At 72.6% G+C, this 15590-nt stretch carries 8 protein-coding genes; 3 read left to right on the top strand and 5 right to left on the bottom strand.

All coding sequences use genetic code 11. The features are described 5' to 3' along the window. The first annotated feature begins 119 nt into the window (after nucleotides 1-119). The 3 genes from M2266_RS24065 to M2266_RS24055 all read left to right on the top strand — a co-directional run bounded on the left by M2266_RS24065 (nucleotide 120) and on the right by M2266_RS24055 (nucleotide 5967). A complete protein-coding gene (locus tag M2266_RS24065; protein WP_277440055.1) occupies nucleotides 120-836 on the top strand; it encodes a response regulator transcription factor in 717 nt (238 codons plus the stop codon). Between the two features lie 20 nt (nucleotides 837-856). After that, entirely contained in the window at nucleotides 857-1933 is a 1077-nt protein-coding gene (locus M2266_RS24060) for an ATP-binding protein (RefSeq protein WP_277440054.1), read from the top strand. Between the two features lie 230 nt (nucleotides 1934-2163). After that, nucleotides 2164-5967 (top strand): multifunctional oxoglutarate decarboxylase/oxoglutarate dehydrogenase thiamine pyrophosphate-binding subunit/dihydrolipoyllysine-residue succinyltransferase subunit, encoded by a 3804-nt coding sequence (locus tag M2266_RS24055; RefSeq protein WP_277440053.1) that lies wholly within the window; start codon nucleotides 2164-2166, stop codon nucleotides 5965-5967. A gap of 72 nt (nucleotides 5968-6039) precedes the next feature. Here M2266_RS24055 and fxsT read toward each other — a convergent pair whose 3' ends face one another. The 5 genes from fxsT to M2266_RS24030 form a co-directional block, all read right to left on the bottom strand. Then, nucleotides 6040-9036 carry an FxSxx-COOH system tetratricopeptide repeat protein gene (fxsT, locus tag M2266_RS24050; protein WP_277440052.1) on the bottom strand — a complete coding sequence of 999 codons (2997 nt, stop codon included), beginning with the start codon at nucleotides 9034-9036 and terminating at the stop codon, nucleotides 6040-6042. Between the two features lie 49 nt (nucleotides 9037-9085). Further along, nucleotides 9086-10510 (bottom strand): HEXXH motif-containing putative peptide modification protein, encoded by a 1425-nt coding sequence (locus tag M2266_RS24045; RefSeq protein WP_277440051.1) that lies wholly within the window; start codon nucleotides 10508-10510, stop codon nucleotides 9086-9088. Further along, the gene (locus M2266_RS24040) at nucleotides 10507-11613 is read right to left on the bottom strand and encodes an FxsB family cyclophane-forming radical SAM/SPASM peptide maturase (RefSeq protein ID WP_277441331.1); all 1107 of its coding nucleotides are present in this window, start codon (nucleotides 11611-11613) and stop codon (nucleotides 10507-10509) included. Before M2266_RS24040 ends, M2266_RS24045 begins: the two co-directional genes overlap by 4 nt. A 220-nt stretch (nucleotides 11614-11833) precedes the next feature. Then, nucleotides 11834-12061, bottom strand: coding sequence for an FxSxx-COOH cyclophane-containing RiPP peptide (gene fxsA, locus M2266_RS24035; protein WP_277440050.1), 228 nt, complete (start codon nucleotides 12059-12061; stop codon nucleotides 11834-11836). Nucleotides 12062-12157: 96 nt separating this feature from the next. Continuing rightward, nucleotides 12158-15586 (bottom strand): SAV_2336 N-terminal domain-related protein, encoded by a 3429-nt coding sequence (locus M2266_RS24030; protein WP_277440049.1) that lies wholly within the window; start codon nucleotides 15584-15586, stop codon nucleotides 12158-12160. Nucleotides 15587-15590 lie beyond the last annotated feature (4 nt).

Below are 15590 nucleotides of genomic sequence, written 5' to 3'. Positions count from 1 at the left end.
CTGAGCGATCACCTCCGCGGCGCCCGGAAAGGGCGTCGAATGTCCCTTTCAGGCCACGTAGCCGAGCGTGTCGGCCGCCCCGTACGCTGCATGCCAACCGGGACGACCTTGGGGCGGCAATGGACAGCACACAGACGACACCGGGCGCACAGCGCCGGGTGCTGGTGGTGGAGGACGATCCGACGATCGCCGACGCCATCGCGGCCAGGCTGCGCGCCGAGGGGTTCCAGGTACGCACAGCCGGTGACGGGCCCACCGCGGTGGACACCGCGATCGCCTGGCAGCCGGACCTGCTGGTGCTCGACGTCATGCTGCCCGGCTATGACGGACTGGAGGTCTGCCGGCGGGTCCAGGCCCAGCGGCCGGTGCCGGTGCTGATGCTGACCGCGCGGGACGACGAGACCGACATGCTCGTCGGCCTCGGGGTCGGCGCGGACGACTACATGACCAAGCCGTTCTCCATGCGGGAGCTGGCCGCCCGGGTGCACGTGCTGCTGCGCCGCGTGGAGCGCGCGACGATAGCCGCGCACAGCTCGCGCGGCGGCAGTCTGCAACTGGGCGACCTGGAGATCGACAACTCGCAGAGACGGGTCCGGGTGCGCGGCACGGACGTGCACCTGACCCCGACCGAGTTCGACCTCCTGGTGTGCTTGGCCCAGCAGCCGCGCGCCGTCCTCTCCCGCGAGCAGCTGCTGGCCGAGGTCTGGGACTGGGCCGACGCGTCCGGCACCCGCACCGTCGACAGCCACGTCAAGGCGCTGCGCCGCAAGATCGGCGCCGAGCGGATCCGCACGGTGCACGGGGTCGGCTACGCACTGGAGACCCCGGCGCCATGAGGCCCGGAGACCCCGGCCCCATGAGGCTGTGGGCGCGCCTGTGGGCGGCGCTGAGGCCCTACGACCCGCTCCGGTCCATCAAGGCCGCCCTGCAGCTGCTGGTCGTCGTCTCGGTGCTGATCACCACGCTGCTGGTGATCGTCGCGATCCACTCGGCCACCGAGCTGCGGGTGATCACGATCTTCTCGATCATCGCGTGTCTGCTGATCACCCAGTTCGTGGCGCACGGCCTGACGGCGCCGCTGCGGGAGATGACGGCGGTCGCGCGGGCCATGGCCCAGGGCGACTACAGCCGCCGGGTGGCGCGGGTGCGGCGGGACGAGGTCGGCGAGCTGGCGGAGACGTTCAACCGCATGGCGGCCGATCTGGAGGCCGTCGACCAGCACCGCAAGGAGTTGGTGGCGAATGTCTCACATGAGCTCCGGACGCCGATCGCGGCGCTGCGGGCGGTCCTGGAGAACGTCGTCGACGGGGTGTCCGAGGCCGATCCGGAGACGATGCGCACCGCGCTGCAGCAGACCGAGCGGCTGGGCAAGCTGGTCAGCCAGCTGCTGGACCTGTCCCGGCTGGACAGCGGTGCGGTACGGCTGGACGCCAAGCCGTTCGAGGTCTGGCCGTACCTGTCGGCCGTGCTGAAGACGGCCAGCCTGGGCATGGAGGGCGCCGCCCGCGCCTCCTCGCGCAGCCGCCCCCGCGCCGACGTCCACCTGCACCTGGACGTCTCACCGCCGGAGCTGGCCGCGTTCGCGGACGCCGAGCGGCTGCACCAGGTGGTGGCCAACCTCGTCGACAACGCCGTCAAGCACAGCCCGCCCGGCGGCCGGGTCACGGTCCGGGCCCGGCGCGGGGTCGGGCCGGGGAGTCTTGACCTGGACGTGCGGGACGAGGGTCCCGGCATCCCGGAGTCCGAGCGCACCCGGGTCTTCGACCGCTTCAACCGGGGCGCCCACCCGGGAGGCGACGGCGGTACGGGGCTGGGGCTGGCCATCGCCCGCTGGGCGGTCGATCTGCACGGCGGGGACATCGAGGTGGCCGAATCGCCGCGCGGCTGCCGCATCCGCGTCACGCTTCCGGGTTCGGTTCCCGCGCAACGTTGACATAGGCTGGCAATACGGGTGCGGCGGACAGCGGGCCGTACTCGTACGGGGGACTGCCGTCACAACCCCTCAAGAGGGCCCCATTTCCCGCCACGTACAGCGTCGAAACCCCTCTTCCGGTGTGACTTACGCGACGACTGACCCCCGGGCCTGCGCCGAACGGCCAGGTAGGCGTAGCCTTTATTCCCGCTGTCCACCATCTTGTGAAGCGGAAGAGGGCGGTTGCCGCCGTGTCGCCACAGTCCCCCAATAGCTCGACTACCTCGATCGACGCCACCGGGCAGGGCAAGAGCCCTGCCGCGGGCTTCGGCCCCAACGAGTGGCTCGTCGATGAGATCTACCAGCAGTACCTCCAGGACCCGAACTCGGTAGACCGAGCCTGGTGGGACTTCTTCGCCGACTACAAGCCAGGGACGGACACGGGTTCGTCCGTGGCCGCCCCGGCCGCGCCGGCTCCGGCCGCGCAGGCCACGGCTGCCGTACCTGCCCCACAGGCCGCGCCGGCCGCCGCGAAGGCCGCCGCTCCGGCGCCGGCCGCCGCGGCAGCCAAGCCCGCGGCCGCCACCCCGGCTCCGGCCCCGGCCAAGCCGGCCGCCGCTGCCGCGAAGACGGCGGCTCCCGCGAAGGCCGCACCGGCCAAGGCCGCGGAACCGGCCGCGCCCGCGGACGGACCGGAGTACGTCACGCTGCGCGGCCCGTCGGCCGCCGTCGCGAAGAACATGAACGCGAGCCTCGAACTGCCCACGGCGACCAGCGTCCGCGCGGTCCCCGTGAAGCTGCTGTTCGACAACCGCATCGTCATCAACAACCACCTCAAGCGCGCCCGGGGCGGGAAGGTCTCCTTCACGCACCTCATCGGGTACGCGATGGTGCAGGCCCTCAAGGCCATGCCGTCGATGAACCACTCCTTCACGGAGAAGGACGGCAAGCCGACCCTGGTCAAGCCGGCCCACGTCAACCTGGGCCTGGCCATCGACCTGGTGAAGCCGAACGGTGACCGCCAACTGGTCGTCGCGGCCATCAAGAAGGCCGAGACGCTCAACTTCTTCGAGTTCTGGCAGGCGTACGAGGACATCGTCCGCCGCGCCCGCGCGAACAAGCTGACGATGGACGACTTCACCGGCGTCACCGCGTCGCTGACCAACCCCGGCGGCATCGGCACCGTGCACTCCGTGCCGCGCCTGATGCCCGGTCAGGGCCTGATCCTCGGCGTCGGTGCGATGGACTACCCCGCGGAGTTCCAGGGCACGTCGCAGGACACCCTGAACAAGCTGGGCATCTCCAAGGTCATGACGCTGACCAGTACCTACGACCACCGGGTCATCCAGGGTGCGGCGTCCGGCGAGTTCCTGCGGCAGATGAGCCTGCTGCTGCTCGGCGAGAACGGCTTCTTCGACGACATCTTCGAGTCGCTGCGGATCCCGTACGAGCCGGTCCGCTGGCGGACCGACATCGACACCGCGCACGACGACGACGTCACCAAGGCCGCGCGGGTCTTCGAGCTGATCCACTCCTACCGGGTCCGCGGCCACGTCATGGCCGACACCGACCCGCTGGAGTACCGCCAGCGCAAGCACCCCGACCTGGACGTCCTCGAGCACGGCCTCACCCTGTGGGACCTGGAGCGCGAGTTCGCGGTCGGTGGCTTCGCCGGCAAGTCGCTGATGAAGCTCCGCGACATCCTCGGTGTGCTGCGCGACTCGTACTGCCGCACCGTCGGCGTCGAGTTCATGCACATTCAGGACCCGAAGCAGCGCCGGTGGATCCAGGACCGCGTCGAGCGGTCGCACACCAAGCCGGAGCGCGACGAGCAGCTGCGGATCCTGCGCCGGCTGAACGCGGCGGAAGCGTTCGAGACCTTCCTGCAGACCAAGTACGTCGGCCAGAAGCGGTTCTCGCTGGAGGGCGGCGAGTCCGTCATCCCGCTGCTCGACGCCGTCATCGACGCGGCCGCCGAGGCGCGGCTCGACGAGGTCGTCATCGGCATGGCCCACCGCGGCCGGCTCAATGTGCTGGCCAACATCGTCGGCAAGTCGTACGCGCAGATCTTCCGCGAGTTCGAGGGCAACCTCGACCCGAAGTCGATGCACGGCTCCGGCGACGTCAAGTACCACCTGGGCGCCGAGGGCACCTTCACCGGTCTGGACGGCGAGCAGATCACCGTCTCGCTGGCGGCGAACCCCTCGCACCTGGAAGCCGTCGACCCGATCGTCGAGGGCATCGCGCGCGCCAAGCAGGACATCATCAACAAGGCGGGCACCGACTTCACGGTCATGCCGGTCGCGCTGCACGGCGACGCGGCCTTCGCCGGCCAGGGCGTCGTCGCGGAGACGCTGAACATGTCGCAGCTGCGCGGCTACCGCACCGGCGGCACCGTGCACATCGTGATCAACAACCAGGTCGGCTTCACCGCCGCCCCGGCCGCGTCGCGTTCGTCGATGTACTGCACCGACGTCGCCCGCATGATCGAGGCGCCGATCTTCCACGTGAACGGTGACGACCCGGAGGCCGTGGTCCGTGTCGCGCGGCTCGCCTTCGAGTTCCGCCAGACGTTCAACAAGGACGTCGTGATCGACCTGGTCTGCTACCGCCGCCGCGGTCACAACGAGGCCGACAACCCCTCGTTCACGCAGCCCCTGATGTACGACCTCATCGACAAGAAGCGCTCGGTGCGCAAGCTCTACACCGAGTCCCTCATCGGCCGGGGCGACATCACCCTGGAAGAGGCCGAGCAGGCCCTGCAGGATTACCAGGGTCAGCTGGAGAAGGTCTTCACCGAGGTCCGCGAGGCCGCCTCCACGCCCGCCGCCAGCGAGATGCCGGTGCCGACGCAGGAGTTCCCGGTCAAGCTGGACACGGCGATCAGCCAGGAGACCATCAAGCGGATCGCCGCCGCCCAGACCAACATCCCGGACCGGATCACCGTCCACCCGCGCCTGCTGCCGCAGTTGCAGCGCCGCGCGGCCAGCGTCGAGGACGGCACGATCGACTGGGCGATGGGCGAGACCCTCGCCGTCGGCTCGCTGCTCATGGAGGGCACCCCGGTCCGGCTCGCCGGCCAGGACTCCCGCCGTGGCACGTTCGGCCAGCGGCACGCCGTGCTGGTCGACCGGGAGACCGGCGAGGACTACACCCCGCTGCTCTACCTCTCGGACGACCAGGCCCGTTACAACGTCTACGACTCGCTGCTCAGCGAGTACGCGGCGATGGGCTTCGAGTACGGCTACTCGCTGGCCCGGCCCGAGGCGCTGGTGATGTGGGAGGCGCAGTTCGGTGACTTCGTCAACGGCGCGCAGACCGTCGTCGACGAGTTCATCTCCTCCGCCGAGCAGAAGTGGGGCCAGACGTCCGGCGTCACCCTGCTGCTGCCGCACGGCTACGAGGGCCAGGGCCCGGACCACTCCTCGGCCCGCATCGAGCGCTTCCTCGCGATGTGCGCGCAGAACAACATGACGGTCGCCAGCCCCACCACGCCGGCGAACTACTTCCACCTGCTGCGCTGGCAGGTCCACAACCCGCACCACAAGCCGCTCATCGTCTTCACCCCGAAGTCGATGCTGCGCCTGAAGGCCGCGAACTCCCGGTCCGAGGACTTCACCTCGGGCGGGTTCCAGCCGGTCATCGGTGACACGACGGTCAGCCCGTCCGCCGTCCGCAAGGTGGTCTTCTGCTCCGGCAAGGTCTACTACGACCTGATCGCGGCACGTGAGGCCAAGGGCGCGAACGAGGTCGCCATCGTCCGGATCGAGCGGCTCTACCCGCTCCCCGGCAAGGAGATCCAGACCGAGCTGGCGAAGTACACCGGCGCCCAGAAGTACGTGTGGGCGCAGGACGAGCCGGCCAACCAGGGTGCGTGGCCGTTCATCGCCCTGAACCTGATCGACCACCTGGACCTGGTGCTGGGCGCCGCTCCCGACAACGCCGACCGACTGCGCCGGGTGTCCCGCCCGTCGTCCTCGTCGCCGGCCGTCGGCTCCGCCAAGCGCCACCAGGCCGAGCAGGAGGCCCTGGTCAACGAGGTCTTCACGATCTGACCCGGGTAACCCGCGCAAGGGCCGGGCCCGCCACCTGAGTTCAGGTGGCGGGCCCGGCCCTCGTCGTACTGCTCAGTTGACCTGGGGCTCGAAGTCCCAGAAGGGGCGGGTGCGCGAGCGGGCCGAGACGGTGTGGACGTGCTGGGCGCCCAGCGTGGTGACGAGCATCGAGATGGCCTCCTCCTCGACCTTCCCCGCCTCCTGGATCTTGCGCAGCCCCCGCAGGTCCGCGGCGAGCGCGACCCGGGCGGAGAGCGTCAGCGGGTGCTCGGCCCCGAGCGAGGCCGTGGCACGGGCCGCGGTGTCGCGGCTGAGCTCCATGGCCGCCTCGGGGTCGCCGGAGAAGTTCCGGGTCGCCGTGGCGTTCAGCGAGCAGCCCAGGGTCCAGGGATGATCGGGGCCGACGGCCTCGATCATGCCCGCGAGCGCCTCCTCGACCAGCTCCCGCGACTGCTCGCGTTCGCCGGCCGCCCGCAGCACCAGCCCGTTGTTGCCGAGGGTCCCCAACACGTACGGATGGGCGGCGCCGAGCGTGGCGCGGTAACGCTGGGTGACGGCCTCGCCGATGGCCCGCGCCCGGTCCAGGTCGCCGTGTTCGCGTGCCACGCAGGCGTAGCCGGCGGCCACCATCAGCGTCAGCGGCTCCCTTTCGCCGAGTACCCGCTCCACCCGCTCCAGCAGCCGGGCCAGTACCGCCTGGGCGCGGCGGTCTCCTGCCCGGTACTGGCTCATGGCGAGATTGTGCTCGGCGCGCAGCGTCTGGGGATTGTCCGGGCCCATGACATCGCGATGGGTACGGACACTGCGTTCCTGCACGGAGACGGCCTCGTCGTACCGGCCGAGCAGCCGTAGGTCCCACGCGTAGTTGATCTCCGAGGAAAGCGTCCAGTTGTGGCGCGAACGCAGGGCGTCCCGGCGGGTGTCGAGGGTCTGCCGGTCGAACTCGAACGCCTCCCCGTAGCGACCGAGCAGGCGCAGCGAGACCGCCAGGTTGTTGCGGGCGCCGAGCGTGCGGGAGTCGCGGTCGCCGACGAGTTCCAGGTAGCCGTCCAGCACCAGCCGGGAGACTTCGTACGCCTCGTCGTACCGGGCCAGGCCGCGCAGCGAGGCGGCCAGGCCGGTCGCGGCGCGCAGCAGGTCGAGGTCCTGCTGGCCGCGCTCCTCGCGCAGATGATCCACCGCGATCCGCGAGATCGACTCGGCCAGCGCGTAGTCACCGGTCGCATGGAGCAGATTGGCGTAGTGGTAGGTCATGTCCCAGATCCGGGGATGGACCTCGCCGAGCAGTTCCTTCCAGGCGGCGAAGCCGCGTTGAGCCAGCTTCAGCCCGGACTTGTACTCGCCGGAGAGGTACATGTAGCGCAGCGAGTTGAGCACCAGCTGCTGGACCTCGGGGTTGCTGCTCTCCAGCACCCCGGCCGCCTTGAGGTGCGGCGTCAGCTCGGCGTAGCGCGGCCACAGCCGGGTGTCGGTGGGGCGGCCGGGGTCGGCGGCGGCCAGCGCCCGGCGCACGACGCCCGCGTACTCGCGCCGGTCGGCCTCCGGCATGCCGTCGCGCACGGTCTGGTGGACCATCCGGTGCATGTGCAGGATGTCGGAGCCGCCGCCCGGCTCGTCGCCGCCCACGTCGTGGGACTCACGGCGGACCACCGAGTACTGGACGAGCTTGGCGGTGGCGTCGTTCCAGCGCAGCGGGTCGTTCATCAGCCCGACGAGCTGTTCCGGCAGGTCGCGCAGGGGCAGCTCGCGCAGCAGCCGGACGGGGATCGGCCCGGGTGCGAAGAAGACGCAGAGCCGCAGCAGTTCGATCGACGCCGGTTCGGTGTCACGCAGCTGGTTGAGCAGTATCGACCAGGCGGTCTGGAAGGTCATCGGGAAGTCGGCGGCCACCTTGAGACCTGCCTCGGCGGTGGCTCCCCTGGTCAGCAACCCGATGTACTCGTCGACGGACATCGTCGAGTCGCTGAGCCAGCCCGCGGTCTGGTCGAGCAGCAGCGGCAGGTCCTCCAGCGCCTCCGCGAGCCGGCCGGCGTCGCTCACGTCGAGGCGGACGGCCCGGCGGCGGACGAAGGCGACGCTCTCCTCGCGGGTGTAGACCGGGATCTCCATCAGGGCGGTGTTGTGCTCGCCCCAGGCCCGGTTCTGCGAGGTGATCAGGACGTGGCCGGGACCACTGGGCAGCAGGTCCGCGATGTCCCCGACCTGGTCGGCGCCGTCCAGGACGAGCAGCCAGCGCGAGTACGGGGTGCCCCGGCGCAGCGCGTCGAGCACGGCGCGCAGCCGCTCGCCGTACTCCGGCCCGGTGGTGAGGCCGAGGGCCGGGGCGAGTTCGGCCAGCCGCTGGCGCAGGGTACCGCGCTGGTCCGCGGGGACCCACCAGACGGCGTCGTACTCGGAGCCGAAGCGGTAGACGTACTCGGCGGCGATCTGGGTCTTGCCGACGCCGGACATGCCGAGCAGTGTGACGATGGCGGCACCCTGCTCCGCCTGCTGCAGCCGGTGGTAGATGTCACCGAGCAGGTTCTCGCGGCCGGTGAAGCGGATGTTGCGGCGCGGTACACCGCCCCACACGCGGGGCTGGTCGTAGGGGAAGCGCGGGCCCGCGCGGCCCGGTGCGTCCTCCGCCGGCGCGGTGTCGGCGGTGCCGAGCCGGGCCAGCAGACGGCGTTCGGCCTCGTGCGCGCCGATGCCCCACAGCGAGGAGGCGCTGAGGGCGGCGGTCGCGGTGGGCAGCGACGCGTTGGTGACCGAGACCGCGGCGAACCGGTCCGAGTTGGTCGCGACCACGGTCCGCAGGGCCTTGTTCCACTCCTCGTGGGTGCGCGGACCCAGCTGGAAGTACCAGTCGCTGAGGATGATGAGGATGCGTCCCTCGGCGAGCATCAGGTCTTCCAGCGCCTGCTCGATCGTGGTGCCCGGAGGCGGGTCGAAGCGCGCGAACGAGACCCGGTGCCCCTGGCGTTCGAGACGGTCGCCGATCCACGCGGCCCAGGCCCGGTTGAATCCCGCGAAACTGATGGTGACGGGCTGCCTCTCGGCCACTGCCGTCGACTTCCGCACTACGGCCATGCGACCGTCTCCCTCGTGATGCGAACGAACGTACGACCTTGACGGGCCGTTAGTTGCCTCTGCTGGGAACATACACCGGTGGTTCCCCTCCCGACGTGTGCCTCCGCCACATCCTGCGAGCGGTCTCCACATAGGCGCTCGCACGGGCCAAGTGCCCTTGGGGCGGCGGATGATCCTTCAATCGGGTGAGCTGTCGGACCATGGCGTCGACGAACACCCTTCCCTCGCGGGTGAGGCTCTGCGATCCGGCCAGGGCGGGCAGCGCCGCCCCGACCTGTTCACGGCAGCGGGAGTGCTCGGCCCATGCCTTGTCGCGTTCCCCCGCGTCCTTGGCGACGAGGGCGAACAGCTGCCAGTACTCGGCGAGCGCCAGGTGGGAGTACGCGCCCTGCAGCAGCCCGTCGAAGGGCCGGGGATCGGCCCGCCAGGGTGCCCAGTACCGGTGCTGAGGGCCCGCCGTGTGCAGCGGGACGAGGTCGGAGAGGGCGCTGAGCTTGGCATGCTGCAGCTCGTGGACGAGGGTCGCGGCGAGAAAGCCGGGAGTGCGCGGGGTGCTGCTGAGCACCGCGCCGAACGCCTCCCGCCGAGTGCCGCTGCAGTGCGCCGCGCTGCCGCCGTGCGGTGCGGCGCCCGGCGGCGCGGCCAAGGGCACCAGACACTCGAGCAGCCCCTCCACCTCCGCGATCCGCGACTCGCCACCGAGTTGGATCAGCGGCAGGGTGCCGTGCCAGGCGTACCGCCACTGCTCGAGTTCGCCGGCCGAGGGCCGGTCGCCCGGACGCAGCCCGTGCCGCTCCAGACCGCTGTCCGCCGTCCTGAAGGGATCGAGATCGTCGAGCAGGACCTGTCGTGGACCACCGGTGAGCACCCGCAGCGAACGCCAGCGGGTGTCCTCCGATCGCCAGGTTCCGTCGGGGCGCCGGCGGATCACGACCGGTGCGCCGTTCGGCGGGGTGACAATCAACAGGCTTTCGGCGAAACGGAGTTCGACCGATCCGGGCGCCCGGCCGGCCCGTTCGCAGGACATGTCCAACGCGCCCAGCGTGGGCAGGGCGACCAGGCCGTCGCGGTGAGCGAGCCGCAGGGTTCCGCGCAGCCCCGCGCGCACCGCTGCGGCTGCCGCGAGGGCACCGAGGTGGGACAGATCGGCGGAGAGCTCCGGCGCTTCGCCGTCGGTGCCCATGCCGCGCAGGCAGCGCAGGACCCAGGGGCCGACCAGGGGGTAGAAGAGCACGCGCCGGGTGGCGTCCCGGTCGGCCCGGTCCGCGGCCTCCAGCAGCCTCCAGTGCCGACGGAACGGTACTGCCGCGGGAGCGGCTCCCTCCGCGACCGCGTCGGACAGCGCACGGAGCTGGAGCAGCCGCAGCGTGTGCTGGCCGGCGATGAGGACGGCCAGCGCGTCGGGTCCGCCGTGCGTCCTGCCGAGTTCCCGGAGCAGGGCATCCGAGACGCCGCCGGATGCGGTCGGCGTCATGCCGCCGCCTCGGCGAGCCGGCCCGCTACGTGACGGATGAGTCGCTGCAGGTCCGCGCAGTACACCGACGGGTGGCGGAACCCCTCGCCCGCGCGGTACCGGTGGGCGTAGTGTCCGCCGCCGCACACCTGGACCAGCGGACAGCGGCGGCACTGTCCGGCCAACGCGGCGAGGCCGCCCTGGCGCGCGGCGACCCCCGGGTGAGCGAGGGCCTCGTCGAAGGCGTGGCCGAAGACGTCGAGTCCGGTCGCCGCGGCGCCCTCGTAGGCGGACTTGAGGGAGTCCACCTGCTCGATGCTGCCGTCGGTCTCCACCACCACGGCGTCGAACGGCCGCAGCCCCAGCGACTCCGCGCTCGCGGGGGCGCCGAGGAGCAGGGCGACGCACGCCTCGAAGATCCGCACCCGGACCCGGAGGTGGTCGGACCGCCACCACCGGTCGAAGACGGTGCACAGCCAGTCTCCGTACGGGGCCGGCCGCTCGGCGGCCGCGGGCAGCCCGGGCGGCGGCGCGCTCCAGTTGCCGTGCGGAAGAAGGAAGTCCATAGCGGGCGGCGCGAAGTCCAGCAGCGACTCGTAGACCTCGGCGGGGTCGGAGGCGAGGTCGACGACGCACAGCACGCCCGCGTAGCTCTCCCGATGCCGGTCCTCGGCGAGCAGCCGCAGCCCGCGTGCGGCGGCCGGCCATGACGGGCGGCCGGCGTGGTCCACCCGCGCCAGGTTGTGGCCGGGCAGTCCGCCGTCGAGGCTCACGCCGACCCGGATCCGGTGGGCGGCCAGAGTACGCAGCCGGTCCTCGTCGAGCAACGTGCCGTTGGTCTGGACCGTGGCGTGCACCGTGCACCGCGCGGGCACCGCGGCACGCACCCGGTCGACGACGGCACCCAGTACGGCGGCTTCCGCGAGCAGTGGTTCGCCGCCGTGCAGGACGACGGCGATGTCGGCGAGCGCGTGCGTGGCGGCGTGTTCGGCGATCCGTGCGGCGGTCGCGTCGAGCACCTCAGCGGTGGGCGCGGCGGGACGCTGCCGCCAACCGCTGTCCGGTCCCGCGTAGAGATAGCAGTAGCGGCAGGCGAGGTTGCAACGGCCGTTCATCTTGAGGATGAACTGGCGGAAGGGGACAGTGGCGGGGCCGTCCTCGGCGGACCACTCCCGCGGTGTCTCCCGCTCCCCGGGACTCCTCGTCGTCCGCTCCGGCTGCTGCCTCACTGCGTATCCCCTGTCCCCCGGTCCGTCGCGGAGCTTTCCTTCCGGTGCGGAGACACAAACCCCGGCGCGTCGACGTTGTCCGGATAGAAGTCGGATGGGACCGAAACCGAGCGGATCAAAACGCGCTGTCGAATCCCCAGAGCATCTCCGTCGGTTCGCCGAGCCGGGTCCGCAGGCCTTCCAGCATCTCGGACAGCACGGGGTGGTCCAGCTCCCGCAGCGTCTCCAGATCCAGATCCAGCAGATCAGGCAGTCCCGCCGCGCTCTGCGACGTCCCGGCCCCCTTCGGTGCCGCGGGTCCTTCCGCCGTTCCGGTACGCTCCGCGTTCTTATACTGACGCATCGTCACACCACCTTAGTTTCCCCGCAGTTGGGGCCCATCTGGGATGCCCGCCCACCGGGCGGGCAAAACCCCGGCGCGGCGTCCTGACCGCCGCGCCTACCGTCCACCGCCCAGGGCGGCCAGCCGCTCCGCCGTCCAGTCGGCGTCCCGTCCGCCGCCGTCCGGCAACCTGCGCCACTCCTCCAGGGCCGCCCGGTAGGCCTCCCGCGCCGCCCGCGGCCACTGCGCGGACTCGTTGACCTGACCGCGCCAGTGGTGCGCCTCCGCGGCCAGCCGCACCGCCGCCGCCGGGTCGGACAGCCCCTCCTCGGCGAGGCGTGCCGTCTCGGCGGCCCGGCGGAAGGCGTCGGCCGCCTGGTCCCACCGGTCGGAGCCGCCGACGTGCCGGACCTCGCCCAGCGCCAGCCAGGCGCGCGCCCGCTCCAGCGGCGGTCCGCCGTTCCTGGCCGCCAGCCCGAAGATGTGCTCGGCGTCCCGCAGGTCGAGCAGGTCCCGCCGCGTCCGGTACCGCAGCAGCAGCGCCCGGCCCAGCATCATCAGCCGGTGGGTGAGCCGGGAGTGGCCGGCCGGGGAGTGCATCCGGCAGTCCCGCAGCACCCGGATCGCCCGGGAGACGACCGCCGCGCCGCCGGCCAGGCCCGCCCGCCGCAGCAGGACCGCGCCCCACTCCTCCATCAGCTGGCCGTACTCGGGGCGGTCCCGCAGCATCAGCCGGCCCGCCTCCTCGAACCGGTTGGCCGCCTCGTCCAGGTCGGAGGGCGGCCCGCCGGCCTCGTACCGCCGCACCCACAGGCGGGCGGAGCGGACCAGGACCTCGGCCCGCAACGACTGCTCCCTGACGTCTTCCAGGGTCCTCGCCACCAGCCGGCCCGCCTGCTCCAGCCGGTCGCCCGCCAGCAGCAGCGCGTCGGTCAGCAGCAGCTGGACGCGCACCCGGTCCTCGATCGGCGCCTGCCCGGCCTCCATCGAGGCGCGGGCGAACTCCAGCGACTCGGCGGCCTGCCCGGCGTGCACCCGGGACCGTTCCGCGTCATCGGCCGTCCCGGCCAGCATCAGCAGCGCCCGACCACGGGCCAGCGAGAGCCCGGCCGGCTGCGGCACGTCCTCCCCCGCCCAGGGGCGCCCGTCGGAGTACGCCTCCAGCATGCCGATGGTCTCCTCCAGTGGTCCGGTGTCCCCGCTGAGCCGCCACTGCTCCTCCAGCACCTCCGCGCGCTCCAGGGTGATCCGCAGCGTCTCGTCCGGTTCCAGGTCCATGGCGGCGCCGGCCGCCGTGAACTCCCGGTCCGCGCGCCGCAGCAGTTCCAGCGCGCCCTGCCGCTGACCCAGCGCGCGCAGATCGGACGCGGCGGCGTGCAGCACCCTGGCCAGCACCGCGCGGGCCCGCACCGCGCCGGGCGCGGCGGCGGCGGTCTCCGCGGCCTCCTGCGCCTCGCGCAGCAGCTGCGCCCCGCCCTGCAGCCGCCACAGCCGCAGCAGGTCCTGCGCCAGCTCGCTCCACAGCTCGGGATCGGCCTCGGTCGGCAGCCCCGCGGCCGCCGCCCGGCGCAGCAGCTGCACGGCGTCGAGCAGGCTCTGCACCATCCCGTCGGCCTCGAAGCGCGTGACGAGCGCCCGGGCCCGTTCCAGTGCCGCCTCGGAGCGGGGGCCGTCGGCGCCCGCCGTGCCGATCTGCTCGGCGACGTCCGTCAGCGGGATGAACCGTTCCAGCACCTTGGCCGCGACCTGCGCGAAGGGCTGCGCCGCCCGCCGCGCCGAGTCCTCCGTGCCGCCGTCCGGCAGCGGCATCCGCCCGTGGGCGGCTCCCTGGCGGTCGTCCGCCAGTTGGGCGATGGCCAGCGCGGGGAAGTTGGGACCGCCGAGTCCGAAGCGCTGCTCGACGTACTCGGAGCAGTGCTTGAGCACCAGCAGCGCCTCGTCCCGCCCCAGCGGGCCCAGCAGGACGTCCTGGACGCCGTCCGCGAACTCGTACCACTGCGCGGGCGGGCGCGCCGCCGGCACCTCGCCGATGACGGTGCCGTACGGAGGCGTCGTCTCGACGACCGTGCCGTAGGCGGGGGTCTCCGTCCCCGGTCCGTTGGAGCCGCCCGAGCCGGCCCTGCTGAGCAGGCCGCTGAGGAGCACCTCGGAGAGTTCCGCCGGCCCGGAGTCGGGGAGCATCGTCCGTTGCACCAACTGCATGACGGGGAGGTACAGCGGGGCCGCTGCGACGTACACCGCGAGCTGCGCCGCGCCCGGCGAAGCGGCGGAGCGGAAGCGGGCGACCAGTTCCGCGGGCGCCAGCGGCCGGCGCGGCCGGGACGGCGGCGCGGCCGGCTGGTCGGCGCGCACCCAGCCCACCGCGGCCGGCACCGGGCCCGTGCCGGTCCCGGACAGCAGCCGCGCCCACGCCCCCAGCGCGGCGGCGGTCGGTGGCAGCACCGGGATCGGAGCCATGCCGGGACGCTCGGTGACGCCCTCGCCCTCGAAGTGCAGCGCCGCCGACTGCCCGGGGCCCTGCCCGCGCATCAGCAGCCCGTACGAGGTCGGCAGCCGGGTGCGGGACCACAGCCGCTGCGGCAGCGGCTGCAGCACGGCGACCGGCGCGTACCGGGAGAGCCGGTGCAGCAGCCGGTGTGCCTCGCCGCTGCGCCACAGCGGGCCGGCGCAGTCGCTGACGAGCACCGTCACCTGACGGCCCGTCGGGTCGCTGAGCTGGTCGGCGGAGCGCAGCGCGGCGGTGCCCGGCTCGAAGCGCCGGCTCACCGCGGCGCTGCCGTCCGGGGACTGGTGCAGGTACTGCACGTGCACGTCGCGGAAGGCGCCCAACTGGCCGAAGACCTGCTGGAACTCGCCCAGCATGCGCTCCCACACGTACATCGACGAGGAGGCGTCCATCAGCAGCTGCAGCGAGGCGTCGCCGCGCGAGACGCTGCGGAAGACCGGCATCAGCAGCCCGCCGGCGCGTGCGCTGCACTCCGCGGTGGCCGACTCGTCCAGCTCGCTGCGGATCGGCGGGGCGGCGCTGTGGTAGCGCTGCAACGGGCGCAGCGCCCGCTGCAGTTCCAGCAGTCCCGGCAGCGCCGGCGCCTCGGGAACACCGATGGAGATGGCATTGCCCGGCAGGTCGGAGCCCTGTCCGCCGCCCGTACGGTCCCGCTCCGCCGGGTACAGCGCGACACTCCCGCCGAGGGAGCGGCCGCCGGACCGGCCGGATTCCGCCCCCGCGTCGTCGGTGGGCTCCGGCCCGCCGCGGGTCGCCGGCCGCTGCTCCAGGGTGCCGGCCACGTCCTCACCCGTCGCACGGTCCGCCGGGCGCGGGCCGTCGGCCCACTCGCCGGGCTCCGCGCCGGCCCCGGTGGGCCGCGCCCAGCGCGCCAGCCACACGGCGTCGGCGAGCTCGCCCAGGTCCGGGTCGAGGCCCGCCCCGCGCAGCCGCTCGATGACCTCCGCGAGCGGATCACGGCGCGGCCGCGGGCGCGACGAAGCCGGCTCCGGCGGGGGCGGCTGCGCCGGAGGCGGCGGCGACGGTGGCTGCGAGGTCACACCC

This window comes from Streptomyces sp. SPB162 (assembly GCF_029504575.1).
Classification (GTDB): Bacteria; Actinomycetota; Actinomycetes; order Streptomycetales; family Streptomycetaceae; genus Actinacidiphila.
The sequence above is the reverse complement of the archived record's forward strand: the minus strand, read 5'-3'. Positions and strand labels throughout refer to the sequence as shown.

Bases quoted from the DNA above. Each gene is read 5' to 3' on its own strand.
- M2266_RS24060 (WP_277440054.1), top strand. From the start codon at position 857: ATGAGGCTGTGGGCGCGCCTGTGGGCGGCGCTGAGGCCCTACGACCCG.
- fxsT (WP_277440052.1), bottom strand. From the start codon at position 9,036: ATGGCCGTAGTGCGGAAGTCGACGGCAGTGGCCGAGAGGCAGCCCGTC.
- M2266_RS24045 (WP_277440051.1), bottom strand. From the start codon at position 10,510: ATGACGCCGACCGCATCCGGCGGCGTCTCGGATGCCCTGCTCCGGGAA.
- fxsA (WP_277440050.1), bottom strand. From the start codon at position 12,061: ATGCGTCAGTATAAGAACGCGGAGCGTACCGGAACGGCGGAAGGACCC.
- M2266_RS24065 (WP_277440055.1), top strand. From the start codon at position 120: ATGGACAGCACACAGACGACACCGGGCGCACAGCGCCGGGTGCTGGTG.